Source organism: Hydrotalea sp. (genome assembly GCF_049968455.1).
In the GTDB taxonomy this organism is placed as follows: Bacteria; Bacteroidota; Bacteroidia; order Chitinophagales; family Chitinophagaceae; genus Hydrotalea.
In genome coordinates this window covers 1-26520 of sequence record NZ_JBMFQT010000022.1, presented here as the reverse complement: position 1 = coordinate 26520, position 26520 = coordinate 1, and the positions used below count along the sequence as shown (strand labels likewise).

Annotated in this window: 21 protein-coding genes, 1 tRNA gene and 1 pseudogene; 10 read left to right on the top strand and 13 right to left on the bottom strand. The window is 37.9% G+C overall.

The window, feature by feature from the left end; genetic code table 11:
* From ACP5P5_RS12710 to glpK, 4 genes and pseudogenes are all read right to left on the bottom strand, one after another.
* Positions 1-327: RNA polymerase sigma factor (locus ACP5P5_RS12710; protein WP_428286491.1), on the bottom strand; the 327-nt coding region annotated here is incomplete at its 3' end.
* Positions 328-397: 70 nt separating this feature from the next.
* A pseudogene (locus ACP5P5_RS12705) lies at positions 398-1111 on the bottom strand (MIP/aquaporin family protein); the annotation flags it as partial.
* A gap of 33 nt (positions 1112-1144) precedes the next feature.
* On the bottom strand, positions 1145-2707 hold the full coding sequence (locus ACP5P5_RS12700; RefSeq protein WP_428286490.1) for a glycerol-3-phosphate dehydrogenase/oxidase: 1563 nt from the start codon (positions 2705-2707) through the stop codon (positions 1145-1147).
* Between the two features lie 29 nt (positions 2708-2736).
* A complete protein-coding gene (gene glpK / locus ACP5P5_RS12695) occupies positions 2737-4233 on the bottom strand; it encodes a glycerol kinase GlpK (RefSeq protein WP_428286489.1) in 1497 nt (498 codons plus the stop codon).
* 672 nt (positions 4234-4905) lie between these two features.
* Between glpK and ACP5P5_RS12690 the strand changes: the two genes are divergently transcribed.
* From ACP5P5_RS12690 to ACP5P5_RS12680, 3 genes are all read left to right on the top strand, one after another.
* Positions 4906-5448, top strand: a complete 543-nt coding sequence (locus ACP5P5_RS12690; protein WP_428286488.1) for an outer membrane beta-barrel protein — start codon at positions 4906-4908, stop codon at positions 5446-5448.
* A gap of 17 nt (positions 5449-5465) precedes the next feature.
* Positions 5466-6083 carry a hypothetical protein gene (locus ACP5P5_RS12685; RefSeq protein ID WP_428286487.1) on the top strand — a complete coding sequence of 206 codons (618 nt, stop codon included), beginning with the start codon at positions 5466-5468 and terminating at the stop codon, positions 6081-6083.
* 245 nt (positions 6084-6328) lie between these two features.
* Complete coding sequence (locus tag ACP5P5_RS12680; RefSeq protein WP_428286486.1) at positions 6329-7279, top strand: T9SS type A sorting domain-containing protein; 951 nt, start codon at positions 6329-6331, stop codon at positions 7277-7279.
* A 95-nt stretch (positions 7280-7374) separates the two neighbouring features.
* On the opposite strand, the gene ACP5P5_RS12675 is transcribed toward ACP5P5_RS12680, so the two are convergent.
* The 6 genes from ACP5P5_RS12675 to ACP5P5_RS12650 all read right to left on the bottom strand — a co-directional run bounded on the left by ACP5P5_RS12675 (position 7375) and on the right by ACP5P5_RS12650 (position 12725).
* Positions 7375-7448, bottom strand: a tRNA-Met gene (locus tag ACP5P5_RS12675).
* A 43-nt stretch (positions 7449-7491) separates the two neighbouring features.
* Positions 7492-9549, bottom strand: coding sequence for an alpha-ketoacid dehydrogenase subunit alpha/beta (locus tag ACP5P5_RS12670; protein WP_428286485.1), 2058 nt, complete (start codon positions 9547-9549; stop codon positions 7492-7494).
* 32 nt (positions 9550-9581) lie between these two features.
* Positions 9582-10193, bottom strand: coding sequence for a fumarylacetoacetate hydrolase family protein (locus ACP5P5_RS12665; protein WP_428286484.1), 612 nt, complete (start codon positions 10191-10193; stop codon positions 9582-9584).
* A 116-nt stretch (positions 10194-10309) separates the two neighbouring features.
* Complete coding sequence (gene pth, locus ACP5P5_RS12660; protein WP_428286483.1) at positions 10310-10888, bottom strand: aminoacyl-tRNA hydrolase; 579 nt, start codon at positions 10886-10888, stop codon at positions 10310-10312.
* 149 nt (positions 10889-11037) lie between these two features.
* The gene (locus ACP5P5_RS12655; RefSeq protein ID WP_428286482.1) at positions 11038-11622 is read right to left on the bottom strand and encodes a 50S ribosomal protein L25; all 585 of its coding nucleotides are present in this window, start codon (positions 11620-11622) and stop codon (positions 11038-11040) included.
* Between the two features lie 143 nt (positions 11623-11765).
* Positions 11766-12725, bottom strand: a complete 960-nt coding sequence (locus ACP5P5_RS12650) for a ribose-phosphate pyrophosphokinase (protein WP_428286481.1) — start codon at positions 12723-12725, stop codon at positions 11766-11768.
* Positions 12726-12843: 118 nt separating this feature from the next.
* On the opposite strand from ACP5P5_RS12650, the gene radC reads away from it, so the two are divergent.
* Positions 12844-13533 carry a RadC family protein gene (gene radC, locus ACP5P5_RS12645; RefSeq protein WP_428286480.1) on the top strand — a complete coding sequence of 230 codons (690 nt, stop codon included), beginning with the start codon at positions 12844-12846 and terminating at the stop codon, positions 13531-13533.
* Positions 13534-13554: 21 nt separating this feature from the next.
* On the opposite strand, the gene ACP5P5_RS12640 is transcribed toward radC, so the two are convergent.
* The 3 genes from ACP5P5_RS12640 to ACP5P5_RS12630 all read right to left on the bottom strand — a co-directional run bounded on the left by ACP5P5_RS12640 (position 13555) and on the right by ACP5P5_RS12630 (position 18743).
* On the bottom strand, positions 13555-13863 hold the full coding sequence (locus ACP5P5_RS12640; protein WP_428286479.1) for a DUF3467 domain-containing protein: 309 nt from the start codon (positions 13861-13863) through the stop codon (positions 13555-13557).
* 117 nt (positions 13864-13980) lie between these two features.
* A complete protein-coding gene (locus ACP5P5_RS12635) occupies positions 13981-15471 on the bottom strand; it encodes a SusD/RagB family nutrient-binding outer membrane lipoprotein (RefSeq protein WP_428286478.1) in 1491 nt (496 codons plus the stop codon).
* Positions 15472-15482: 11 nt separating this feature from the next.
* The gene (locus tag ACP5P5_RS12630) at positions 15483-18743 is read right to left on the bottom strand and encodes a SusC/RagA family TonB-linked outer membrane protein (protein WP_428286477.1); all 3261 of its coding nucleotides are present in this window, start codon (positions 18741-18743) and stop codon (positions 15483-15485) included.
* A gap of 371 nt (positions 18744-19114) precedes the next feature.
* On the opposite strand from ACP5P5_RS12630, the gene ACP5P5_RS12625 reads away from it, so the two are divergent.
* The 6 genes from ACP5P5_RS12625 (at position 19115) to ACP5P5_RS12600 (ending at position 26343) form a co-directional block, all read left to right on the top strand.
* Positions 19115-19996 carry a bifunctional 5,10-methylenetetrahydrofolate dehydrogenase/5,10-methenyltetrahydrofolate cyclohydrolase gene (locus tag ACP5P5_RS12625; RefSeq protein ID WP_428286476.1) on the top strand — a complete coding sequence of 294 codons (882 nt, stop codon included), beginning with the start codon at positions 19115-19117 and terminating at the stop codon, positions 19994-19996.
* Between the two features lie 13 nt (positions 19997-20009).
* Entirely contained in the window at positions 20010-20633 is a 624-nt protein-coding gene (locus ACP5P5_RS12620; protein WP_428286475.1) for a 7-carboxy-7-deazaguanine synthase QueE, read from the top strand.
* A gap of 129 nt (positions 20634-20762) precedes the next feature.
* On the top strand, positions 20763-22670 hold the full coding sequence (locus ACP5P5_RS12615; RefSeq protein ID WP_428286474.1) for an OmpA family protein: 1908 nt from the start codon (positions 20763-20765) through the stop codon (positions 22668-22670).
* 53 nt (positions 22671-22723) lie between these two features.
* Positions 22724-23821, top strand: a complete 1098-nt coding sequence (dprA, locus tag ACP5P5_RS12610) for a DNA-processing protein DprA (RefSeq protein WP_428286473.1) — start codon at positions 22724-22726, stop codon at positions 23819-23821.
* A gap of 60 nt (positions 23822-23881) precedes the next feature.
* Complete coding sequence (guaB, locus tag ACP5P5_RS12605; protein ID WP_428286472.1) at positions 23882-25378, top strand: IMP dehydrogenase; 1497 nt, start codon at positions 23882-23884, stop codon at positions 25376-25378.
* Between the two features lie 233 nt (positions 25379-25611).
* Positions 25612-26343: a hemerythrin domain-containing protein gene (locus ACP5P5_RS12600; RefSeq protein WP_428286471.1), complete on the top strand. Its 732-nt coding sequence runs from the start codon at positions 25612-25614 to the stop codon at positions 26341-26343.
* Positions 26344-26520 lie beyond the last annotated feature (177 nt).

The following is a 26520-nucleotide window of genomic DNA, read 5'->3' as shown; positions in this document are numbered from 1 at the left end:
GTTTTCATCAAAAAAATTTTCAATCAACTCATTTCCCTGACCTGATAATTCATCTTGCCATGCCACCTCAGGCATTTTAAAAAATTTACGATAATGGTTAGCAATTTTAAACCTAAGAATACTGAATAACCAAGTTTTAGGTTGGCTTTTGCCCTGAAATGTATGGAAAGATTCAATGGCTGTTAAAAAAGTATCTTGCACCAAATCTTCTGCCAATTTTTTATCAGACGTTTTATGCCAAGCCCACTTAAAAAGTACCTCAGTGTATTCAGTTACCCAACTTTGAATAATGGCCAATTTATTTTGCAGGTACTTATTATTCTCCATGTAATAAATGTAAAACATTTAGTTTGACACAACCATTAAATTATATTTAAACCATGTGTTAAGATATGATTTAAGTAATTAATTGAAAAACCAGTACTGCTAGCAAAGCTCCCATAATAGGCCCAAGAATGGGTATCCAACAATAGGCCCAATCACTGGTACCTTTACCATTCATGGGTAAAATAGCGTGCATAATACGAGGTCCTAAATCGCGGGCAGGGTTAATGGCATAACCAGTTACACCCCCTAAACTTAAACCAATAGACAATACTACCAATGCAACAGGTAAGGCATCTAATGTACCTAGGCTTTGTGCAGGGTTTTGCATTTCAAATACACTAAACACTAACACAAACGTACCCACAAGTTCTGTTACCATATTCCAAAAATAATTGCGAATAGCAGGTTCAGTACAAAAGGTAGCCTTAATTACAGGTGCATCATTAGGCAGTGCATAATGTTTATAAAAAGTAATCCAAACCAACAATGCTCCTGCCATGGCGCCGGTAATTTGTGCAATAATATATCCCGGTACTAATGCCCAATTAAACTTACCCATGGCAGCAAATGCAATGGTAACAGCGGGATTTAAATGTCCACCACTTAATTTAGCCGATATAAACACTCCAATAAAAACAGCCATTGCCCAACCAAACGTAATAACTATCCACCCACCCCCATGTGCATAAGTGCTTTTTAAGTTCACATTGGCTACTACGCCGTTTCCTAATAAAATAAGTATGGCTGTGCCTAAAAATTCACCTAAATATTGTTGCCACATTGTAGTTGTATTTAAATTTCAAAATTATTCAATAGGTTATAATATATATTGTTGTGCCAGTTGTTTAAAGTTGTTGATTTCAGTTTCCCGCCAATCATCAGTTTCCTGCAATTCTTTTTGCATTAACGTTGCTACCAACGGGGCAGCTTCAACGGCTGCATGTGCATCTAACAATAATAAACGAATTCTTCGGGCCAACACATCTTCAACCTTCACTGCCATTTCATTGCGTACAAACCAAATTACTTCCGCTTGTGTATAGGGATAGTTGGGATGTATACGTTGCTCCCATGCTACATTTTCTTGTATCAGTTGTTGAATATTAAATGCATGGGTACCATACACATGCCAATGGGTATCATAAGGAATGGGCCAATTCCATTGCCCTATGGGTAAGGTAGCAGTAATACCCTTTTTTTTGGGTAATTTTCCTAATTGAATTGCATGATTTAAAACATCGTCGGCCATTCGGCGATAGGTAGTCCATTTCCCTCCTGTTATGGTAATTAGCCCCGATGAAGCAACAAGTATAAAATGATCGCGTGATATGACCGATGTACTTTTACCTGATCCCTTTTTTTTCACCAAGGGTCGAAGCCCGGCATACACACTTTCTACATCTTTCATTGAAATAGGGTTGAAAGCATAAATATTATAATTATCAATAATAAATTGGATTTCTTCTTCCAAAGCTTTGGGCTCGAAACTAATTTGTTCAATAGGCGTATCGGTAGTACCTACTATTACTTTATGATGCCAGGGCACGGCAAATAATACCCGTCCATCAGTAGTTTTGGGCACCATTAAGGCTTGCTTTGATTGAAACTTAGATTGATCAATTACCAAATGTACTCCCTGCGATGGAGCAATAATGTCGGGCATAGCAGCATTGTCCATTGCCATTATAGAATGTGCAAAAACACCGGTTGCATTAATTACTACATCTGCGGAAACGGTGTAATGTTCATCATTTAACTGATCGTGAATAATTAATCCTTCAATTTGATTGTCGGCATTTTTGGTAAATGCTTTTACGGCAGCATAATTTAACAAAGTAGCGCCATAACGGTGGGCTGTTGCTGCTAAATCAATACATAAGCGGCTATCATCAAATTGTCCATCGGTGTATTGAATACCGCCTTTTAAATTCCCTGTTTTAATAAACGGAAGTGCTGCAATGGTTTTCTTTTTCGATAGCCAGCGCGTTCTACCTAAACCCCAACCAATAGCCAACAAATCGTAAAACACCAAACCCAGGTAATAAAACCATTTACTCCAAAACGAATATACCGGCACCACAAATTGTTGAGTATGTGCCAGGTGTGGCGCATTGCGTAATAAGCGGCCACGTTCTTTTAAAGCGTGTATTACTAATTTTAAATTGCCCTGAGCCAAATAACGAACACCACCATGCACCAATTTTGTAGAACGGCTGGAAGTTCCTTTTGCAAAATCAAATTGTTCAACCAGCAATGTACGGTACCCCCTTGTTGCTGCATCTAATGCAGTACCTAATCCGGTGGCCCCACCTCCAATCACTACCACCTCCCAATGTGGCGTATTTAAGATATTTTCAAGCATTTTAGCACGTTGCATCATAAGTGGTATTAAGTTAAAAGAAAAACTTTCTAGGAATGATTAGCCCAATAAATGGTTGCATTGACGGCTCTTTGCCACCCTGCCATTAACTGTTGCATTTCATGAGTGGATGAATGTGGATGAAAGGTTTGTGCCATTTGCCACAAAGCCGCTATTTCGTTTCGGCTAGTATAAAAACCCACTCCTAACCCTGCTAAATAGGCAGCGCCTAATGCAGTGGTTTCAGTAACGGCAGGCTTTACAACATTACAACCCAGTATGTTACTTTGAAATTGCATTAGCAATCGGTTGGCAGTAGCTCCACCATCAACCCGCAATTCATGAATAGCAATACCGCTATCGGCTTCCATAGCTTTTAACACATCGACGGTTTGGTAAGCAATACTTTCAATAACGGCACGGGCTATATGTGCAGCTGTAGTTCCCCGTGTTAAGCCGGTAAGCATACCTTTAGCTTCGGGATTCCAATACGGGGCACCTAAACCGGCAAATGCCGGCACAACATATACGCCATCGGTATTATTTACCTGCTGTGCTAATGCTTCAATATCGGCCGAATGTTTAATAATGCCCAATCCATCGCGCAGCCATTGCACAGTAGCACCTGCCATAAACACACTTCCTTCTAATGCATATTCTGTAATGCCATTTATTTGCCAGGCAATGGTGGTTAACAAATGGTGTTGCGAGTGCACAATTTTTTCGCCTGTTTGCATTAACATAAAACATCCGGTGCCATAAGTGTTTTTAACCATACCCGGCTGTGTGCACATTTGCCCAAACAAAGCTGCTTGCTGATCTCCGGCTATACCTGCTACAGGAATGGCAGCCGGTGTTACTACGGCATGTGTTTCGCCATACACTTCACTACTGCTTTTTACCTGCGGTAATATTTGCGGTGGAATATTCATTAATTGCAACAAATCGGCATCCCATTGTAAGGTATGTATATTAAATAATAAGGTACGCGAAGCATTGGTTACATCGGTAGCAAATACCTTACCGTTGGTTAACTTCCACAATAACCAACAATCAATAGTACCAAAGCATAGTTGCCCCTTTTCGGCTTTTGCTCTTGCACCGGGCACCTCATCTAAAATCCATTTTAATTTGGTGGCAGAGAAATATGCATCAATGACCAATCCTGTTTTTTGTTGAATAGTGGGTGCCATGCCCTCCTTTTGCAGTTGATGACAATAGGCTGCCGTACGGCGATCTTGCCAAACAATGGCCTTATAAATAGGTTCGCCTGTACGTTTGTCCCACACTACTGTTGTTTCGCGTTGATTGGTAATACCAATGGCCGCAATTTGCTGCATGGAAATTTTAGCTTTAATAACTGCTTCAGCAGCCACACTTATTTGTGTACTCCAAATTTCATTGGCATCATGTTCTACCCAACCGGGTTGTGGAAAATGTTGTGTAAATTCTTTTTGTGCTACTGCAACAATATTCCCTTTTTTATTGAAAATGATGGCTCTGCTGCTGGTAGTACCTGCATCAAAAGCCAGAATAAATTTTTCCATAACGGCATCGTTTGATTGGAAGGTAATAAATTATGGGCAAAATGAAATACAAAAACATCCGGCCAATATATCCCATACCGTTGTTTAAGTTAAAAAACAAGGCATTACAATAATGGGATTAATAATTTAAACAGGTGTAAGCAATATTCTAAAATTTAAATAAAAAAGCAAATAGATTACAACAGGTAAATATTATGAAATGGTTTATATTGAAAATAATTTCAAAATTATATTCTTAATGTAACAGCTTGTAGATGACATTTAGGCATATTCGATACAAATTTGGTTTTCAACGCTGTTGAGTCGAATCAGTCTCGAAGCAGTCTCGAAGCAGTCCCCACTCAAAATGGAATATTCTTAACCAAAAAACTGCAATAATGGCAGAAAAAAGTTATTATGAAACTGAATATAGGGAATTACCAGCTCTGGAAAAAGCCCGGTTAGTAGCTAAAGCAAAAAATTTATATTGAGAAAATAGGTGATTTCACTACGTAGAAATACGTTATTTTAAATGAAATTTTTCGTATATTTTTAATGCATAACATTTTTGCTGTTATGCTTAACCTGTTTACCAATATACCTGCCATACCACGCAGCCCGCCATTGCTGCACTCCTTTGTTTAAATAACAACGAATCACCATTTCATTTTTTCACCAAAATCATTACTTTTTATGAAACTTTTTTTCAGCTTTTTATTACTACTCTGTTGCACCCTAACCGCACATGCCCAATTAGAGCAGGGCACCTGGCTGGTGGGGGGAAGTGGGAGTTATAGTCACTCTAAAAACGACAATAATACATTATTTACTACTATACATGCCAACCCGAGGATTGGTTATTTTATTGCAGACAAATTATCAACAGGTGTACAAGCCATGTATACCTATCAAGCAAATGATAATGGTTATAATGGAGGAGGCATTAATAGCCATAGCTTATTGATGGGCGTTTTTGCAAGATATTATATATTAAGAACAGAAAAAATATTTAATGTATTAACTGAAGTAAGCTATAACTACGGTTATGCCGGCATTGATGGCTATTACACTATTATGAGTAGTGGTAAACATGGCTATGCATCCATAGCTGCTGGCCCTACATTATTTGTAAACAGTGCCATAGGTTTGGAAAGTACAATTTCCTATTTGTATAGCAATTCACAAAACCAAAATTGGCAATTTAATTTGGGCATTAATGTTTATTTATTTAAATAATTTTAAATTATTACAATATGAAACAGTCAAAATTTTTATTGATAACAGTTTGTGTTTGTTTTATGTTGAGCAATGCAAAATCACAAACAAATACATTTAGCATTAATTATCAGAATATCAATATTTTAAGTACCTCTGTGTGCAATGCTTTAAATAATAGCACTCCACCTAAAATTGGAGGTTTTTATCACTACCCCATTAGTGGCGGTGTGAACTATGATGGTACCGAGTTAATTTTAAATACGCAATACAGCTTTACTTCAAGTGATAATTTGGGTACCGCTTATGCCATTCAATTCCCTTTTAAAGCCGGTTATTTGTATCAGTTTTCTATCAATGCAAAAGGGGTAGATGGTAATAATTCCAATAACTATCCAACCGTTTTTACAACACTTTACGATATACTACCAGACCCTAATACATCCAATCCCACAGCCTGCAATGCAGTGCCACAAACCAATTGGGGTTTTTTATTGAGCTACCCGGTTTTGTATTCTTTCCAAACAATTAATGCATTCACTACCTATAACAGCCCGGGTACCTATACTGCACCTGCTACCAAAACACCTAAATATTTGTTTATTTTAGCATATGGGGGGGCAGTTCACCCAATCAGGTTCAAATTAAAAGTGTAACCATTACTGAAACGCCTGCTACCGCTTTTAACTTAACTGCCTCCAGCACTTCCATTCCTTGCGGCAATACACAACCCATTACCTTTACTATTTCAGGAACCGGTGTTCCACAAGGGGCTTCCTTAAGTTATCAATTTAATATAGGCACGGGTAACAATGGCTGGTTATATAATGGTGCCGCTGCTCCAGCTAACATTACTTCTTCTGCTAATGCTATTTCTTTAACACCTGTTTGTGGCAGCGCATTGAGTAGTATCAATGCCACGGTTTCATTAAACGGCACAAATTATAACACCAATTCAGTAAATGTTTCCATCACACAACCCAATTTATCCATTAATGGGCTTAGCAGTTTTTGTAGTGGTAGTAATAATTATTTTATCAATAATTTACCCTGTAATGTAACGGTGAGTTGGTCTGCAGCTCCTTACGGCATTGCAAACCTTTCTACCAATGGTAATACAGCAACACTTACTCAAACAGGCAATGGAGATGTTACTTTGCAGGCTGCTGTAAATAATGTTTGTGGGCAAAACTATCCTTCCATTACCCAAACCATTCATATTGGAACGCCCAACCCACCTACTATAACCAATTTAAATTATGATAATACCTGCGGCACGTTTGTGGAAGCTTATAGCGATGTTCCGGCTAATACCACCGGCTTTATCTGGAATTTTAATTATGGTCAGGTGATACAAAATAATCCTGGCACATCCGGCAACTATTTTTTATTAAAACCTTTAGGACAAAATAAAGTTGGTTTTACCTACTATGATTATTTAAGTGTACAGGCCACCAATAATTGTGGGATATCAGCACCCAGTGCTACTTCCGCTTTTACTGTTGGGCCTATTGCTTCCAACTGCGGCAGCGGTGGTGGAAAAGGCTTTCTAAGTACCGGCCCTATTATTGGTCAACCGCTTGCAGAAAGCAAGGCTTCCACCAACAAAAATGTGCGAGTGTTTCCTAATCCTGTTAGGGCTTCACTCACTATTCAACTGCCCGATAGTATTCACTTAACGAACACCTTTATTACCATTACCAATATGGATGGCAGGCGCATAGTTTCTCTGCATCCCAATAGCCTTAACCCGGTTATTACCACTACACTCTGGGCGGCCGGTATGTACCTTGTTACCATTTATGAAGGCACTAAAAAAATAGCTGTACAACAAGTACTGAAATATGAATAAATGAATGTAGCAGATGTACTATTCTATTCAATAAAATATAGAACTGATTCAACAGAAAAGAGGCCACATGTAAAAACATTGGCCTCTTTTTTATGTAGCGAGGATGGGAATTGAACCCATCACCTCAGGGTTATGAATCCTGCGCTCTAACCAACTGAGCTACCTCGCCATTTCGGGCTGCAAATATAGTATATAGAATGGTTTGGCAAAGTTTAGTAAGCTAAAAGTTTCTCTATTCGTTTTTCTATTTCTGTAATGGCGGGTAACATAGCAGCTTCTAAGGCCAAATGAATGGGTACAGCAGGGGTATTTAACGCCCCCATTACTTCAACCGGCGCATCTAAAAACTGATAACAACAATGGGTAATTCTATAAGCCAATGCTTCCGCAAATGAATTATTTTGTTGTTCTTCCGTAAGTACAAATACTTTCCCATGGCGGGTAACAGTTTCTGCAATGCAAGTTTCATCTAATGGAAACAGGGTGCGCAAATCAACAATTTCAACCTGACCGGCAAATGCTTGTGCTGCCTGCTTAGCCCAATATACACCCATGCCGTAGGTAATAATGCAAATGGAAGTGCCTTGTTTAATATGCTGTGTGGAAGCTTCTAAAATTCGTGCAGCTTTACCCAATGGCAACATGTAATCGACAGCCGGCTCGGGCATTTTGGCACCATCCGTACCAGGTACTTTACTCCAATACAACCCTTTATGTTCTAACATAATTACGGGATTGGGGTCGTAAAATGCGGCTTTCATTAGCCCCTTCATATCGGCTGCATTAGAAGGATATACTACTTTTATTCCCTTGATAGACAATAGCGTACTTTCAATACTGCCGCTGTGGTAGGGGCCACCGCCACCGTAAGCGCCGGTAGGTATACGCAACACCATTTGTACAGGAAATTTACCATTACTGAGGTAGCATGATTTGGCAATTTCGGTAACCAACTGATTAAAGCCAGGATAAATATAATCGGCAAATTGCACCTCTACAATGGGCTTTAAACCGGCAGCCGACATGCCCGCTGTAGAACCCACAATATAAGCTTCCTGAATGGCAGTATTAAATACCCGATGGTCGCCAAACTTTTCGGCTAAAGTTGCAGCTTCCCTAAATACCCCGCCTAAACGACTGCCTACATCCTGCCCATATAATAGGGCTTCGGGGTGGGCAGCTAAAATTTCTTCAATGGCATGCAAGGCAGCATCAACCATTAAAACTTTTTCGGCATTTTTAGGGCTTCGTTCCCCCTTTTCTTCAGTAATGGGAGTAGGTGCAAAAATGTGTTCAGTTACAGTTGCGGGGTTGGGATCGGGTGCCTCAACCGCCATTTGAAAAGCGGTTGCAGCGGTTTGCCGAGCGGTTGCTTCTGTTTCTAATAAAACCGTTTCAACAATACCGGCTTGTAATAGGGTTTGCCGTAAATGCGGAATAGGATCGTTTAAACTATGTTGTTGTAAATCTTCCTTACTTCTATAAAACTCGCGCCGTACCCCACTGGTGTGGTGCCCTAACAACGGTACTGTGGCATGCACCAATACAGGCTTACGTTCGGTTCGGGCATAAGCAAAAGCCTGCTGTAGGGTTTGATAGCTTTCTTCAAAATGAGCGCCATTACATTGCAGTTTATACAACCCTTTAAATCCATCGGCATATTCAAACGCATTCATTACCCTTACTTCGGCGGTGGCGGCACTAATGCTCCATCCATTGTCTTGTACCAAATAAATAATGGGTAGTTGTTTTAAAATAGCAAATTGCCAGGCTTCACTTACTTCGCCTTCGGTAACACTACCATCTCCCAAAGAACATAACACTACCGGCAATGGGTTAAGACCGTTGGGTAATAAGCCTTGTTGTAATTGGTATTGAAGTGCTTGTGCAATTCCGGTGGCAGGAATGGCCTGCATACCGGTAGCACTGCTTTGGTGCATTATTTTAGGTTTATCGGCATCGCGGCTACTGGGATGGCAATAATAGGAACGGCCACCAGAAAAGGGGTCGGTAGCTTTAGCCAATAATTGTAACATTAATTGTTGGGGCTCAAAACCTGCTGCCATCATTAAACTGTCATCACGGTAATAAGGGCTAAACCAATCGTTGGGGGTTAGTTGTAAACCGGCAGCAATTTGAATAGCTTCATGACCGGCAGAAGTGGAATGAACGTATTTGGTAATGGTTCTATTGTCTTCATAAATGGCTGCCATTGAACGGGCAGTAACCATGATGCGATAGGCATGCAAAAGCAAATCAGTCGTTAGCATATATCATTTATCGTTACTGGGTACAACGATAACTATTTTATGGTTAATTCAAACATTTTTTCTTTACCCAAATAGCCGGTTAATTCATCGCCAACTACACATTCGCCCACACCGGCAGGTGTTCCGGTAAAAATCAGGTCGCCAATATTCAGTGAGAAATAATTGGAAATATGTGCAATTAAATAATCAACAGTATAAATCATTTGTGTGGTATTGCCCAACTGAACTTGTTCATTGTTTTTAAATAATGAAAATTCAATTGGTTTTTTCATCATATCTTTTTCAATGGGCAGCCATTTACCTACAACAGCCGATTGATCCCACCCTTTGGCTTTTTCCCAGGGAAGGCCTTTCTTTTTTAATTCGTTTTGAATGTCGCGGGCTGTAAAATCAATACCAACGGTAATTTTATTGTAAAAGTGCGGCGCATCTTTTTGTTTAATGTATTTACCGTTCTTACAAATTTGAAATACCAATTCGGCTTCATAATGTAATTCGTTGGTAAATTCAGGATAATAAAATGGAACATTGGTTTGCAACAATGCCGATTTCGGTTTCATGAAAATTACCGGTTCATCGGGAATAGCATTTCCTAATTCTTTAGCATGTTCAACATAATTTCTTCCAACACAAAAAATTTTCATATTCCAAGTTGTTTAGGGTAACTTACAATCAAACCCCTCGCCGCCTATCCTTTCTATATTGCGAATTTACTTCAATTGACCTTAAGTTTTTCATATTGGCATCAAAAATGATAAGATTAGGGGATAAACTTATAGCTGTTAGCCACATTCATGGTTTTTTCAATGCCTATACTGGCAAACTGTTCAATTATCTCAATACATTTTTGTATTTTCTGTTCCACAATTTTTTGTTCGGTAGGCAACCATTTGCTTAGTACAAATTGCGCCTGCATGCCTTTGGGGTAATTATTGCCAATGCCAAAACGCAATTTTGGGTATTCATTGGTACCTATGGTAAGTTCAATATCTTTCAATCCATTGTGTCCGGCCGGGCTTCCTGCGGGGCGCAGACGCAATACATCAATGGGCAATGCCAAGTCGTCAACAATGGTTAAGGTTTGTGTTAAGGGCACTTCCGTTTTATCTAGCCAGTATTTAAAGGCCTTACCGCTTAAATTCATAAACGTAGTGGGCTTTATGCAAATAAATAAATGTCCTTTCCATTTTACTTCAGCTTTGTAGGCCAAGCGGTCTTGCATAAAAAAACCGCCATGTTTTAATACAAAAGCATCCACTACATCAAATCCAATATTATGGCGGGTATGCATGTATTCATTACCAATATTACCCAGTCCGACAATTAAATATTTTTTCATATAGATAAATTATACCGATGCCAATGCTGCTATATTTATAAAGCCGCCAGTTAAGGCAAATAATGAATAATTGGTGTAAAGTTAATAGGACGCGGCAAAAAAAATCCCCCGGCAAAGACCGGAGGATATATTTGGGTTGAACTTGAACCTTATTTTTTGGCAGGAGCAGCAGCTGCTTCTTCCTGTTTTAATTGACGGGTCATCACTACAGAAGCAATAGGAATACGTGGTGAGTTTAAAATTTCCATATTCTCAGCTTTTACATCTTCAACACGAATGTTGCCGTTTAATTCCAAGTTGGTAATATCTACTTCAATGAATTCGCGTAAATATTTAGGATAGGTTTTAACTTTTAACGCTTTCATTTTAATAACTAATTTACCACCATTTTTAACACCGATAGAAGTTCCTGTAAAATGAAGAGGTAAAGTAGCAATTACTTTTTTATTGTCTTGAAGTTCCAGTAAATCAACATGGTCTAAAGTATCTTTTACGCGATCAAATTGCAGGTCTTTTAAAATGCAGCGATAGGATTTGCCATCAATTTTAACTTCAGCAATTTGGAATTCACCGGTGTAAACCAGGTTTTTAAAAGCTTTTACCGGTGCAGCAAAATTAATTTCTTTTTCGCCACCATAAATTACACCTGGCACCATTTCCTGAGAGCGAATTTGCCGGGTGGCTTTCTTGCCGGTTTCGGTCCTCAGTTGTCCTTCGATTGTAATTGTTTTCATTTGTTGTTTCAATTTAATTTCCTGCGTAAACAGGAATTGTTAATAAAAATTTTGGACGGCAAAGGTAAGGGAATAGCTTGATAAAAAAACCGGCCTCAAAATTTTTAAGGCCGGCATTACTATTTTGTATTTTCTAAGCCCGTTTAGGCTTTAGCATTCCTTAATTGCGAATGAATGAAAAGACTGGTAATGCTTTTATTTTCATAGGCATTCCGTATTGCAATAGCAAATAAATCGGCAACGGAAAGCACCTTAATTTTTTTAGAATCGGGCTTAGCTAAAGGAATGGTATCGCAAACCACTAACTCTTCTAATTCACTGTTTTCAATGTTTTGATAGGCATTGCCACTTAAAACAGGGTGTGTACACAAAGCTCTTACGCTGGTAGCACCTTTTTCTTTTAATAAAGCTGCAGCCTTGGTAAGTGTACTTGCCGTATCACAAATATCATCAATTAAAATAATGTCTTTCCCGGTAACATCGCCAATTACCACCATACTGGCAATTTCATTAGCACGTTTGCGGTGTTTATCGCAGATAACCATTTCACTATTAAAATAACTGGCTATTTCACGAACGCGGTTACTGCTACCAACATCGGGCGAAGCAAATGTTAAGTTGGGTAATTTTAATTGTTCAATATAAGGAATGAAAATAGCAGAGCTATCTAAATGGTCAACAGGAATTTCAAAGAAGGCTTGAATTTGCGGTGCATGTAAATCCATGGTAATAATACGGTTAGCACCGGCAGCTTCCAACAAACTGGCTACTAATTTGCTGCCTATAGCTACCCTGGGGCGGTCTTTTCTATCCTGGCGGGCATAGCCGTAATAAGGAATAACGGCAATTATTTTATAGGCGCTGGCACGTTTGGCAGCATCAATCATTAAAAGTAATTCCATCAAATTATCGGCAGGGGCAAAAGTGCTTTGCACTAAAAAAACATAATCACCCCGAATGCTTTCTAAAAAAACGGGCTGCATTTCGCCATCACTAAACTTTTGAATATTTACTTTTCCGAGGGGGGTGCCAAATCGTTGAGCAATTTTTTCGGCTAATTTTTGCGAGCCTGCACCGGCAAAAACTTTAACTGATGGATTCATAAATAGTAGAATGTGCTGCGAAGATAACTATTCGAATAAGAAATGAAAAAACCATTCACGGCAATTTGTGAATAATGTTTATTTTTATAATACATTACCTGCTTATTAACTAACGTGTATGGGATATAACACCATTAAACAATGGGCTATTGACGACCGCCCCCGTGAAAAACTTTTATTAAAAGGGAGTAACGCATTAAGCAATGCAGAATTACTGGCTATTTTAATTAATAATGGTACGACTAATACATCTGCATTGGCTTTAGCCCAACAATTATTGCAAGCTGTTGACAACCATTTAAGCCGCTTAGCCGGCATGAGTGTAGAAGAGATTAGGCAATTAGGCATAAAAGGATTAGGACCTGCAAAAGCAGTAACCATAGTGGCTGCATTAGAATTGGGGGTACGCACCCATAGTTACCAATTACAATCCCAAACAGTGGGCAGTAGTAAAGATGCTGCTCAATATTTAAAGGCACAATTACAACACAAAACTGTTGAACAGTTTGTAGCTATTTACTTAAATCGTGCCAATAAAATTATACGGCACGAAACCATTAGTACCGGCGGCATTACGGGCACCATAGCCGACCCTAAAATTATTTTGCGCAAAGGGTTGGAATGTAATGCATGTTCGCTCATTATATCGCACAATCACCCCAGTGGCAACTTAAATCCCAGCAATGCCGATAAAACTTTAACAGAAAAAATAAAGCAAGCCGCGGCATTGGTTGATATGGCTTTGCTGGACCATATAATTGTAAGCTACGAAGGTTATTTTAGTTTTGCCGATGAAGGATTACTTTAATCTTTAGCAGGTTTTAAAATGCTATGCTTGTGCCGTTGGGCCGCCAAATGGCATGGGTATTTCAACCTGCTCCATATCCTTAATAGGGCCATTAGCAGCTTCATAGCGCTGAATATTTTCGGTTAATGCCTTCATAAAACGTTTAGCATGCATGGGCGTTAACACTATCCGACTTTTCACTTTGCTTTTAGGAGTGCCGGGCATTACATTCACAAAATCTACCACAAATTCAGCATGGCTATGCGTAATGATTACCAAGTTGGCATAAACACCTTCGGCAACTTCTTCTGAAATTTCAATATTTAACTGATTATTGGGCTGTTGTTCCATTGTATAAATTTTGCCCGAAGATACAGCTGCACTGCCACACATAAAAAATAGGCGTGCACAAAAAAAGGCAACAGCTTTTGAAACTGTTGCCTTGTATAAAAAGATGTGTGATAAACACTATTGCATCCACCACAATTTAATGGTAACTGCATCACCACCCATTGCAGTTTTAGCAGCCTGGTAGCTAGGACCATTAGCGGTTGCTTCATTAGCAGGGTAAGTGTAACGCCAAGGGAATGGTGATTTAGGTGAACCGGGAACAGCCATTGCAGGATAGTATAATCTGCGAATAGAAGTCCAGGCATCAAAACCACGCATGTAGTAAGCAATGTATTGTTGTAAGCCAATTGCTTGCTTCCAGTGAGTAGTAGTGGTACTAGTTCCGGTACTACCAATAGCACCGGCACCTAAACCTGCAGGAGCAGTTGTATAAGCAACAGCAGGCTGTGCTAAATAAGTAGCAGCATCGGTAGCTGATCCACCCCACTCTTCAATAGAAGCTGTTACACCATTGTTATAAAATGTTTCGGCGTTGCCTGCAATAAAGTTTCTTTCAACTGCTTCTGCTTGTAAGAAAGATACTTCAGCATAATCTAACAAAATAGAAGGTGCTGCAGGATCAATAATAGTTCCGGTAATTGGGCTAAAATATGGATTTGAATAGTTGTTCCAAGTATTGGTAACACCAACGGTACCTCCTATATCACCACCACTGTATTGGTTAGTGTAGTATGCAGAACGACGAGGATCATTCAATGCAACCATTGGGTTTAATAAAGTTTTAGTAACAACATAATCTTTTCTGTTGCTTTGAACTAAGTTTACCCAAACCGGATTAGCATTGGGTGTAATGCCGGTATATTTGAAAACAGCATTATCCGCATTTGACTGAAATACACCACCGTTAATGGCTTCATTTACTTTTTTCTGAGCCGTAGTAGGGTCAGAATCAGCAATTAACATAGCCATTTTCAATTTTAATGAGTTGGCAAATTTTATCCAACTATTCACGTTGCCACCGTATAATAAATCGGCTGAACCAAAGCTACCTGCAGAAGGATTTAATCCGTTGATACAAGTATCTAAGCGATTCAACATATCATAATAAACAGTTTTAGCATCATCGTAAGCCGGGAAAGGATATTTGTTAATGTTGTTGGCCTGAGAGTAAGGAATATTACCAAAAGTATTTACTAAATAGTAATAAGTATATACTTCCATGATGTCGGTCATTTCCAACTCGTTTTTAACAACTGCGGGGTCGGTAACATCATTAGGAATTAACAACTTAGCCTGTTGAAAATTGTTTAATGCACCAACATAAAGGTTATTCCAAAAGTTCTGAGGAATATTACGATTACCCAAGTTGTAGTTACTTTCATCAGTGTAAGTAGCTTCAGTCCAATACTGAGCAATTAACGTGAAAATATTGGAGTTAACATTAGGAGTGGTAATGTAATCAACCAAATTTTTCTGCGCATTACTAAACAGCGCATACGATGGCGCCGTAGAAGGATGTTTGGTATCAATATTCAGGTTGGTCATGTTTTTTTGACATGAGGCTAACGCAAATACCGATACAATACTATACAATATTATTTTTTTCATAATACCTAATTTTAAAATTTGAATTTAACATTGAAGCCGATATTGCGAACAGCAGGATAAGAACCACTTTGATAACCTTGTGCGTTACCTGCTCCTAAGCCATCTTCAGGATCAGCATAAGGTAAATTTTTGCTAATAATCCACAAGTTTCTTCCTACGATAGCAATGTCAATTCCTTTAATAGGCTTCATTCTTTCAATGGTTTTAGCCGGTAAAGAATAAGAGATATTTAATTCTCTCAATTTTACAAAGCTGGCATCGTAAACAAAAGCCCTGGCCGGGTTGTACAAATAACCATATAAACCATATCCCTGACCACTATTATCTACTCTAATAGTATTGGGTTTACCATCGGTAGTAACACCTTTTAGTATAATACCACCACCGTTAGCTAATGAGTTACGAGAAGGGTTACCTAAATCATTTAAACCGGCAGTTTCAGCATAAGTACCATCTGCTAATCCATAGTAAGTATCTAATGAGAATACATTACCGCCATGACGCATATCAATTAAGAAACTTAAAGTGAATGATTTATAATGGAAACTGTTGTTAATACCACCGGTCCATTTTGGAGTTGCATTACCAATAATATCAGTTGTTTTAGTATCCATTAAATAATAACCATCACTACCAACAGTTCTTTGTCCATTGGTATAAATAAAGTCGTTACCCTGAATAGTTCCAAAAGGCTGTCCAACAGTAGCATTAACAGAAACACCGCCTTGGTATGAAGCAAGAACTTGGTTTTGTTGATTGTTGAATAAGGACAACACTTTATTGTTGATTTTGCTCCAGTTCACGTTAATATCCCATGAAAAATTACGTGTTTTAATAGGAGTACCATTCAACGACAATTCAATACCGTTGTTTTGAATAGAACCGAAGTTAACATATTGACTTAAGTAACCGGTAGCACCAGAGGCGTTTACTTGTGTAATTAAGTCGAATGTTTTTGAAGTAAAGTAAGTGAAGTCAAATCCTACTCTATTTTTCAAGAAAGACATTTCTAAACCTGTTTCAAAACTTTTGGTTCTTTCAGGTTTTAAATTAGGATTGTTATTAGTGGAAGGTAAAGTTACCATAGCATTACCTGCAAATGGAGTATTAATATTGTAAGTATTTAAAATACTATGATAAGGAGCATCATTACCTACTTCCGCATAGTTAACGCGTACTTTACCAAATGATATCCAAGGAGCATTGTCTAACATTTTATAAAATGCCCAGCTACCAGATATCGCAGGATAAGTGTAAGCATTATTACCTGCAGGCAAAGTAGATGATTGGTCGCGACGTACAGTTCCATCTAAAGTTAACATGTCTTTATAAGTTAAAGTAGCGCCTGCAAACACACCCCCTACTTCTTTTTCTAACAAAGCTTCAGTTGGAGCATTGATAGGATTAACTGAGTTAGATAATGCATAGAAATTAGGTAGGTTTAAACCTCCATTGGTTGAAGCAAAAATGCTAGAATAGGTATCCTGACGTAAGTTAGCACCAACCAATGCTTTGAAGTTGAAATTCTTAGACAAATCTTTATTATAAGTTGCTAAGAAATCATAGTTCATTTCTTTATAGAAAATATTGTTTCTAGAGTAGAAAGGAACATTTACTGTACCAATAGCATCTCTTTCTTCCTGCAATGAGTTATAAGTATCCATTGACACCCTTCCTAACAAAGTAATGCTTTTAGAAGGAGTATAGTTTATATAAGCGTTACCAAATACACGTTGACGGCTATCATTTTCATAGTTTTGATAGCGAACAAAGTATACGTTATCCCAATAAATAGGGTTGGTATTTCCATTTACAGGATTTGTCATGTTCCATGTAATGTTTTTACCACCTGAATTAAAGTAGGCTTGCTTTTGTTGTTTAATGTCAACGTTCATTTCCCACCACTGGCGGAAGTTAGTCATAACGTTATTGGCATCATAACCGGTACCATATCTACCTAAACCTGTAATTTCAGAATAGTTAATAGTACCACCAACGGTTAAGTCTTTGCTTAAGTTGTGTGTTGCACCAAAGTTCAACATGTTTTTGGTGATATTACTATTGGGTAAAATACCATTATCGCTGGTACGTAAATAACCTAATTTAAAGGTTCCGTTTTCACCACCACCATCAATAAATACACTGGTATTGTAAGAAACAGGATTTACAAAGAAAGTAGAAGGATCATTTTTTGCAGCAACCCATGGTGTAGCTTTACCATAATTGGGGTTACCGGGATAGTTAGCAAATGCGTCCCACTGATAAACTAATAAATTGGGATCGAATTTTGCACCATAAGAAGCATCTTCAGTTGTAGGTACAATTAACTGAGGACTATTTTGACCAAACTGTGGTAAAGGAGCATACAAGAAATTACCATCGGGTGAACCATATCCATAAGGATAAGCACCGTTAATTTCTGGACCTGAACCATAGTTAGCACCATACTGATGTTGGTATTTTACAAAAGTGCTTTTATCGTATGAACCTACATTTACACCGGCATTTACAGTAACGCCTAAACCTCTTTTTGCCTTTTTAGTAGTAATTAAAATTACACCATTAGCAGCACGTGAACCATACAAGGCAGAAGCAGCTGCACCTTTTAATACGGAGATAGATTCAATATCATCAGGATTTAAGTCAGCAGCATTACTACCGTAATCATAACCACCGGTACCATTTCTTTGTCCACCTGAAGCAGTTGAAGTATTATCGAAAGGTACACCATCAACAACAAACAATGCTTGGTTAGATTGAGAGATAGATTTAATACCACGCAATACAACGTTAGTAGAAGCACCTAAAGCAGTAGGTTGTGTAATTTGTAAACCGGCCACTTTACCTGATAAACCATCAACAAAGTTTGAGTTACGGGTTTTACTAACCTCATCTCCACCTACTTCTTGTGCAGCATACGGAAGGGCATTTCTGCTACGTTTAATACCCATCGCTGTTACCACTACTTCATCTAATTGTGAACTTTGACGATTTAATGTAACCGCTAAATCAGTTGCAGTTCCTAATTTAACCTCTTTTGTAGCAAAGTTTACAGCTGAAAAAACTAATACATCGCCGGGCTTGGCTTCAATTTTGAAATTACCTTGTGCATCGGCTGCAGTAGCGGCAGTCCCTTTTTTCACTTGAACGGTAGCACCTTCAACAGGCTTTCCGTCACCATCAAGAATGCGTCCTTTTACCAAATGTGTCTGCGCAAATATTTGCGACACACCTAACAAAAGCACAATAGCTAAGGATAGCAATTTTCTCATGTGTTTTCGTTTTAATTTTCTAGAATTTGTTAATGAGCTGTTATACCTTATCAATTACCATTAAGCAATTGTTAAATTATAACAGTGGTCAAATATAAGGACATAATACATGAAAAAATGCTGCAAAGTGAAATTAGAATTTGATTAAAAAATAAAGAATAGTCCTAAAAATTTTATTATTCCACACCTGTAAAACACCTTAAAATACACATTCACAAAGCATTAACAAAGTTTTGTTTTAGCATTAAAATAAATTAAATTGTAAAAAAAATAATACAAACGGTTGTTGGGATGAATGCATTGCTCACACTTTTTTACTACAAATAACCCTTAAGCACTTATGCTCCAAAAATTACAATTAACTTTGCCTAATGATTTTGTTAGATGGTAAAGTTGCCGCCGAAGCGGTAAAAGAAAAATTAAAAGCACAAGTAGCTGAATTAACTGATAAAGGACACAGACCGCCAAAATTAGCCGCAATTTTAGTGGGGAACAATGGTGCTAGTGAAACTTATGTAGCCAGTAAAGTAAAAAACTGTGCAGAAACAGGTTTTGAATCTTTGTTAATTCGTTTAGATGAAAATGTGCCGGAAAGTACACTTCTGCAAACCATTGAACAGCTTAACAATGATGAAACTGTAGATGGTATTTTAGTACAACTACCCTTACCTAAACATATTAGCGAACAAAAAGTAATTGCCACCATTCATCCCGAAAAAGATGTGGATGGTTTTCACCCCATTAATGCAGGCAAGCTAGTGCAAGGTTTACCAACTTTTATTCCTGCAACGCCTTATGGCATTTTGCTATTATTAGAACATTACCATGTACAAACAAAAGGCAAGCATGCTGTAATTGTAGGTAGAAGTAATATTGTTGGCCGCCCTATGAGTATTTTATTGAGCAGTAATATTCCTATGGGCAATTGCACAGTTACCATTGCTCACTCACATACGCAAAACTTAACAGATATTTGTTTACAAGCCGATATTTTAGTTGCGGCTTTAGGTAAGCCTGAATTTGTAACAGCCAACATGGTAAAACAAGGGGCTATTGTTATTGATGTGGGTATTACAAGAGTTGAAGATGCCACTGCAAAAATAGGGTTTAGGATTAAGGGTGATGTAGCTTTTAACGAAGTGGCACCCAAAACTGCTGCCATTACACCCGTTCCCGGCGGCGTTGGCTTAATGACCATTGCCGGTTTATTAAGCAATACTTTACAAGCTTATTTAAATAATAAAAAAGCATAATTATTATACCAACATGCAACAGCTACCCGTAATGGAAAGTTTTTATACGCTGCAAGGCGAAGGTTATTACCAAGGCCATGCTGCTTACTTTATCCGTTTAGGTGGATGCGATGTAGGCTGTGTTTGGTGCGATGTAAAAGAAAGTTGGGATGCACAAAAACATCCATTATTTACTATTGAAGCCATTGTTCAAAAAGCTATAACAACAGTTACTGAAAAAGCAGGCAGCACAAAAAATGTATTATGCATAATTACCGGAGGTGAACCCTTATTGCATCCGCTGAATGAATTAACGGAAGCTTTACAAAAAGCGGACTTTTTAACTAATATTGAAACTTCCGGCTCATCGCCACTTAGTGGACATTGGAATTGGATTTGCCTTTCCCCTAAAAAATTTAAAGCCCCTTTACCAGAAATAGTTCCCTTAGCCAATGAATTAAAAGTGGTTATTTTTAATCAACACGATTTTAAATGGGCCGAACAATTTGCTAAACAAACCAACCCCAACTGTAAATTGTATTTGCAACCTGAGTGGGACAAAGCAGCAATTGTTACACCACTCATCATTGAATATATTGAACAAAATCCCCAATGGGAACTTAGCCTCCAAATACACAAATACATCAATGTACCTTAAATTTTTAACAGCGTTTATTCAAACAATATCCGAACTTAGATAGTACGCCATTACATTTTCTAATTCAAAATAAATTATTGTATTATTGATATATCATCCTAAAAACCATTCATCACACTAGTTATTTTAATGAAAAACACATTATTGCTCATTTTTCTTTTTGCACAATTATTGGCATCAGCTCAAAATGCCAAAAACACAACCAATAAAAATTTGCAACAGCAATACAACAAAGCCATGCAATATTTAAATGATGGTTTTGTAAAAGATGCTATACCGGTGTTACATAAAGTATTGAAACAAGATTCTACCTATTTAGATGCCTGGTTATCATTAGCAGGTATTTATGGTGAATTAAAAAATTATCCCTTAGCTATCCGTTATTATGAAAAAGTAAAAGCAATGGATAGTAGTTACTTTTTGCCATATAATTTACCCTACTCAATTAATCTGGCGGGCATGGGGCGTTTTAATGATGCAGAAAATGCTATTGAACAATTTTTAAACTTGCCTAATTTAAATGAGGTAAGCAAAAAAAGTGCCTTGTATCGGCAGCAGTGTTATCGCTTTGCTATACATTATGCTCAAACACATCCTCAAAATAACGTGGTTGCCTTTGCACCTAAAAATTTGGGCGATAGTGTTAACACACCTTTATCGGAATACTACCCTACTCTTACTATTGATGACAGCTTACTTATTTTTACCCGCCGCGAAGCAAATGCAACAGAAAACTTTTACCAAAGCATTATTCGAAAGCAAAAATTTTCTAAAGCTGAATTAATTAAAGGCGATATTAATTTGCAGCCCTATAAAGGCGCCATAACAGTTTCTGCCGATGGCGACTGGCTTATTTTTGCCGGCGATTTTAAAAATGGATTTGGCAATTTTGATTTGTATATTTCATATTGGACACCCGAAGGCTGGAGTGAACCTGAAAACCTGGGGCCAAACGTAAATTCAGGATACTGGGACAGCTCGCCTGCTTTAAGCCCCGACAATCATATTTTATACTTTAGTAGCAACAGGCCGGGTGGATATGGTGGCCGCGATTTGTATTATTGCATACGTCAACCCAATGGCCTTTGGGGATCTGCCATTAATATGGGTCCACTAGTAAATACACCGGGCGATGAAGCCTATCCATACATACATGCCGATAATCAAACGCTTTATTTTACTAGTGATGGGTTACCCGGATATGGCGGCACCGACTTGTTTATTATGCGTAAAGACAGTTTAGGAAAATGGAGTCAACCTGAAAATGTAGGCTACCCCATCAACACCATCGAAAATGAAGGAAGCATTACTATCAACTCTTTAGGAACAACCGGCTATTTTGCCAGCGATAGAAGCGACAGCCGTGGTGGATTAGATCTTTATTCTTTTATTATCCCACCCCACATTCAACCTTTGAAAACCTTGTTTGTACAAGGCACAGTACTCGATGCAAATACCCAAAAAGGTGTACCCTGTGCCATTGAATTAATTAACAACCAAACCGGTAAGCCAACGATGCAAATTAAGGTTGATGAAATAGGTAAATATTTTGTTCCCCTACCGGTGGGTACCAACTACACCTTTGTTATTAACAGAAAAGGCTATTTACCATACAGTGAATTATTTAATTTACAACAACACCATGCCGATAGTACCTATCAAAAAAACATTTATTTAACCCCTATCAGCAATAAAGCATCATTTACTTTTAAAAACATTCAATTCAATATTAACTCATACGAACTTCTACCACAAGATACTATTGAATTAAAGAAAGTAATAGAATTTATGTCCGAAAATCCCAGTGTTAAAATTGAAGTACAAGGTTATACTGACAACACAGGAAATCAGGAAGCCAATATACTGCTATCTACACAACGTGCACGTTCTGTTGCCAATTATTTAGCTTTAAACGGCATTGATTATAAACGATTAAGTTATAAAGGTTATGGACCGGCAAACCCCATTGCCGACAATAATACCGAAGCCGGACGTATTAAAAATAGAAGAACGGTGTTGGTAATTACAGAATTTTAATGTCAATAAAATAAAAATTACATATATTGACTTTAAAATCTTTGTTCACGCCTATGGAAGATTCCCTGCTTTATGATATTGCATTAACTCAGGTGCCGGGTATTGGCCCTGTTCAGGCAAAATTTTTATTAGAACATTTTCATTCGGCACAAGCAGTTTTTAAAGCCGGCAAAAAAGAATTATCATTTATTGAAGGCATTGGAGAAGTGCGAGCCAAGGCCATTAAATCGTTTCAAGATTTTGATGCAGCATTATCAGAGATAACATTTTGCGAAAAGCATCAAATTCAAATACTCACTACTAACAATCCGCAATACCCACAACGCTTATTGCATTGTTACGATGCCCCAACAGTATTATACTATCGCGGTAATGCCGCATTAAACAATAGCAAAACCATTAGTATTATTGGTACTCGTTTACATACCGATTACGGCAAACAAATTACCGAACAAATTATTGAAGCTTTGGTTCCTTACAATATCCTTGTAATAAGTGGTTTAGCCTTTGGCATTGATAGTATAGCACATAAAGCAGCCATTAAACAGCAATTACCTACCGTTGGTGTGTTAGCACATGGCTTAAGTACATTATATCCGCCACAACACAAACAATTAGCCAAAGAAATGCTGTTAAATGGCGGTTTGTTAACTGAATTTGGACATAATATAAGTCCGGAAAAACACAATTTCCCCAAACGCAACCGCATAGTAGCCGGCATGAGTGATGCTACCATTGTTATTGAAACAGCTACCAAAGGCGGCAGCATGATTACCGCAGAATTAGCCATTAACTATAATCGCGATTTATTTGCCGTACCCGGCAGATTAACCGATGCAAAAAGTAGTGGCTGCTTAAAATTAATTCAACAAAACAAGGCCATTGTTTTTACAAATACCCAACAATTATTAGAAGAGTTGGGATGGTTGCATAAACCCGTAAAAGCACCTGCCCAACGCAGTTTATTTATTGACTTAACAGAAGATGAAAAAATACTTGTGCAACTATTGCAACAACAGGAAACCCTACCTATTGACACCCTGTATTTACAAAGTGGATTAAGTAGCAGCAATGTAGCCGCAGCTATTTTAAATTTAGAATTACAAAATTTAATAACGGCCTTACCCGGAAAAATGTATCGGTTGAACTAAAACAATATGGGTAAAATACACAAATTTGTATTGTAATGTTTTAGTGCCCTATCTTTGCACATGGCAACACAAAAAAATTCCGGCAAAACCACACCAACATCGCGCCTTTTTGGAGAGGGGCTTACGTTTGATGACGTATTATTAATGCCTGCTTACAGTCAGGTTTTACCCCGCGAAGTAGATATTTCCAGTTACTTAACCAAAGAAATAAAATTGAATGTACCCATGCTGTCTGCAGCTATGGATACAGTTACCGAAGCCAATTTGGCTATTGCACTTGCCCGAGAAGGCGGTTTAGGAATTTTACATAAAAACATGAGCATTGAAAAACAAGCTGAACAGGTTCGTAAAGTGAAGCGAAGTGAAAGCGGAATGATTATTGACCCCGTTACCTTGTTAGTTGATGCCACCATTGGTGATGCCTTGAAGCTAATGAAGGAAAACAAAATTGGCGGCATACCTATTGTAAACGACGAACAAAAACTGGTAGGCATATTAACCAATCGCGACCTTCGTTTTGAAAACAACAAGAACAAAAAAGTGGCTGAGGTAATGACCAAAGAAAATTTAATTACCGCACCCGAAGGAACAGATTTAAAAAAAGCTGCCAGCATTTTAAGAAATTATAAAATTGAAAAGCTACCTGTTGTAAACAAGCAAGGCAAATTAGTTGGCCTTATTACCTATCGCGATATTTTACAATTAACAAACAATCCCAATGCAGTTAAAGATGGCTATGGCCGTTTACTAGTTGGTGCTGCATTAGGCATTACAAAAGATTTATTAGACCGTGCCGATGCTTTAATACAGGTAGGCGTTGACGTAGTAACATTAGATAGTGCGCATGGGCATAGTAAAGGTGTAATAGATGCATTAAAAACATTACGCAAAAATTTTAAAAACCTACAAATTATTGCCGGAAACATTGGTACTGCAGCCGGTGCAAAAGCTTTGGCCGAAGCCGGTGCCAATTGTGTAAAAGTAGGAATAGGACCCGGCTCTATATGTACCACACGTATTGTAGCAGGTGCAGGTGTTCCACAATTAACTGCTATAATGGAAGTTAGCCAGGCATTAAAAGCAAAGGGCATACCGTGCATAGCCGATGGTGGCATTCGGTATACCGGCGATATGGTAAAAGCATTAGCCGCAGGTGCCAATACTGTTATGATGGGTAGCGTATTTGCAGGTGTTGAAGAAAGCCCCGGCGATACCATTATTTATGAAGGACGTAAATTTAAAGAATACCGTGGAATGGGCAGTTTAGGTGCTATGAGTCAAGGCAGTGGCGACCGTTATTTTCAGGATGTGGAAGATGATATTAAAAAATTTGTTCCTGAAGGTATTGAAGGAAGAGTGGCCTACAAAGGATATTTAAGCGAAGTAGTGTATCAATTTGTTGGAGGTTTACGAGCAGGTATGGGGTACTGTGGTGCTGCCAACATTAAAGCATTACAAAATGCAACTTTTATAAAAATTACCAATGCAGGCATGAAAGAAAGCCATGCCCACGATATTGATATTACTAAAGAAGCCCCCAACTATAGCCGAAAATAATATTTTGGTAACTGGCTAGCGGTACACCTATTATGCTTTTGTTGCGTCGCACACTTGTACCGCAACAATACTATTCAGCAAAGCCTCATAGCTAAATGGGGCTTTTTTTTTGAAACATATCATCACCATTTCAATAATTCTTTACAATTGATATAAATCATCCATCACTTTAGCAACAACTGATTATAATCATTTTTTTGCCTGGTTCCCACCCATACTTTTGCCCTAAAAAAATGGAAAATCTTTTACAAACACCGCTTCATGTTATTGTAGAAAAATGCCCGGCAGTATTAGCAGTGTTAGAAAAGCACCATATCAGTTACTGCCACTTCAGTAAAAAAAACATTGAGGAGATTAGTCATCTGCACAACCTTCCATCCCTGAAACTTGCGTACGATATTCAACAAATTGTCAATCAGCAAAAAAGGGATAAGGATTCATTAAGTAATCAATCGTTCAGTGAATTAATCAATTATATTACTCAGCATTACCATACATATTTAAAAATACAGTTGCCAATAGTTTTAGCACAGCTAGAAAAAATAGCACAAAAACATGGTGACCAACTGCCAATTTTATCGGATGTACTGTTTTATTTTGAAATGTGGAAAGATGAAATTACAGCACATTTAATTTATGAAGAATCAAAACTATTTCCAATTATACTAACACTACAACAAACCAACCATTTACCTAAAGAGCTTTCAAAAAATTATATTGATAACCTAATTAATTTAATTGAAAAAGAACATGACCATTCATCCGATTTAATTGAAAAAATTAAAAGTGTTACGCAAAACTTTACTCCGCCACCCCAAGCTTGCAAAGGCATACAGCTTTGTTTCAAAATGTTAAGTGCTATGTATAACAATCTTTCCGAACATACACTAATTGAAAATACTATTCTAATACCTAAAGCACTGCAGCAGTTGAACAAGTTATATCAATTAGAAAAAAAGAATTGATAACAATAACCTTTTCAATACTTTCAAAAAATTACCGAACTTTCGAGCAAATTTTTTTGCTTGAAAAGAAGTCATTTATTTTTACTTAGTATCGTTAGTGGATTATTGTTTGTAATTGCCTGGCCTACATTTCCGTTTACTTTCTGCATTTTCTTTGCGTGGGTTCCCTTATTGCAC

Excerpts from the sequence above, each read along its gene's own strand:
- ACP5P5_RS12620 (WP_428286475.1), top strand. The coding sequence starts at position 20,010 with ATGCAACAGCTACCCGTAATGGAAAGTTTTTATACGCTGCAAGGCGAA.
- ACP5P5_RS12670 (WP_428286485.1), bottom strand. The coding sequence starts at position 9,549 with ATGCTAACGACTGATTTGCTTTTGCATGCCTATCGCATCATGGTTACT.
- glpK (WP_428286489.1), bottom strand. The coding sequence starts at position 4,233 with ATGGAAAAATTTATTCTGGCTTTTGATGCAGGTACTACCAGCAGCAGA.
- ACP5P5_RS12650 (WP_428286481.1), bottom strand. The coding sequence starts at position 12,725 with ATGAATCCATCAGTTAAAGTTTTTGCCGGTGCAGGCTCGCAAAAATTA.
- pth (WP_428286483.1), bottom strand. The coding sequence starts at position 10,888 with ATGAAAAAATATTTAATTGTCGGACTGGGTAATATTGGTAATGAATAC.
- dprA (WP_428286473.1), top strand. The coding sequence starts at position 22,724 with ATGGAAGATTCCCTGCTTTATGATATTGCATTAACTCAGGTGCCGGGT.
- ACP5P5_RS12665 (WP_428286484.1), bottom strand. The coding sequence starts at position 10,193 with ATGAAAATTTTTTGTGTTGGAAGAAATTATGTTGAACATGCTAAAGAA.
- ACP5P5_RS12615 (WP_428286474.1), top strand. The coding sequence starts at position 20,763 with ATGAAAAACACATTATTGCTCATTTTTCTTTTTGCACAATTATTGGCA.
- ACP5P5_RS12655 (WP_428286482.1), bottom strand. The coding sequence starts at position 11,622 with ATGAAAACAATTACAATCGAAGGACAACTGAGGACCGAAACCGGCAAG.
- ACP5P5_RS12690 (WP_428286488.1), top strand. The coding sequence starts at position 4,906 with ATGAAACTTTTTTTCAGCTTTTTATTACTACTCTGTTGCACCCTAACC.
- ACP5P5_RS12600 (WP_428286471.1), top strand. The coding sequence starts at position 25,612 with ATGGAAAATCTTTTACAAACACCGCTTCATGTTATTGTAGAAAAATGC.
- ACP5P5_RS12635 (WP_428286478.1), bottom strand. The coding sequence starts at position 15,471 with ATGAAAAAAATAATATTGTATAGTATTGTATCGGTATTTGCGTTAGCC.
- ACP5P5_RS12630 (WP_428286477.1), bottom strand. The coding sequence starts at position 18,743 with ATGAGAAAATTGCTATCCTTAGCTATTGTGCTTTTGTTAGGTGTGTCG.
- radC (WP_428286480.1), top strand. The coding sequence starts at position 12,844 with ATGGGATATAACACCATTAAACAATGGGCTATTGACGACCGCCCCCGT.
- ACP5P5_RS12625 (WP_428286476.1), top strand. The coding sequence starts at position 19,115 with ATGATTTTGTTAGATGGTAAAGTTGCCGCCGAAGCGGTAAAAGAAAAA.
- ACP5P5_RS12685 (WP_428286487.1), top strand. The coding sequence starts at position 5,466 with ATGAAACAGTCAAAATTTTTATTGATAACAGTTTGTGTTTGTTTTATG.
- ACP5P5_RS12700 (WP_428286490.1), bottom strand. The coding sequence starts at position 2,707 with ATGATGCAACGTGCTAAAATGCTTGAAAATATCTTAAATACGCCACAT.
- guaB (WP_428286472.1), top strand. The coding sequence starts at position 23,882 with ATGGCAACACAAAAAAATTCCGGCAAAACCACACCAACATCGCGCCTT.
- ACP5P5_RS12640 (WP_428286479.1), bottom strand. The coding sequence starts at position 13,863 with ATGGAACAACAGCCCAATAATCAGTTAAATATTGAAATTTCAGAAGAA.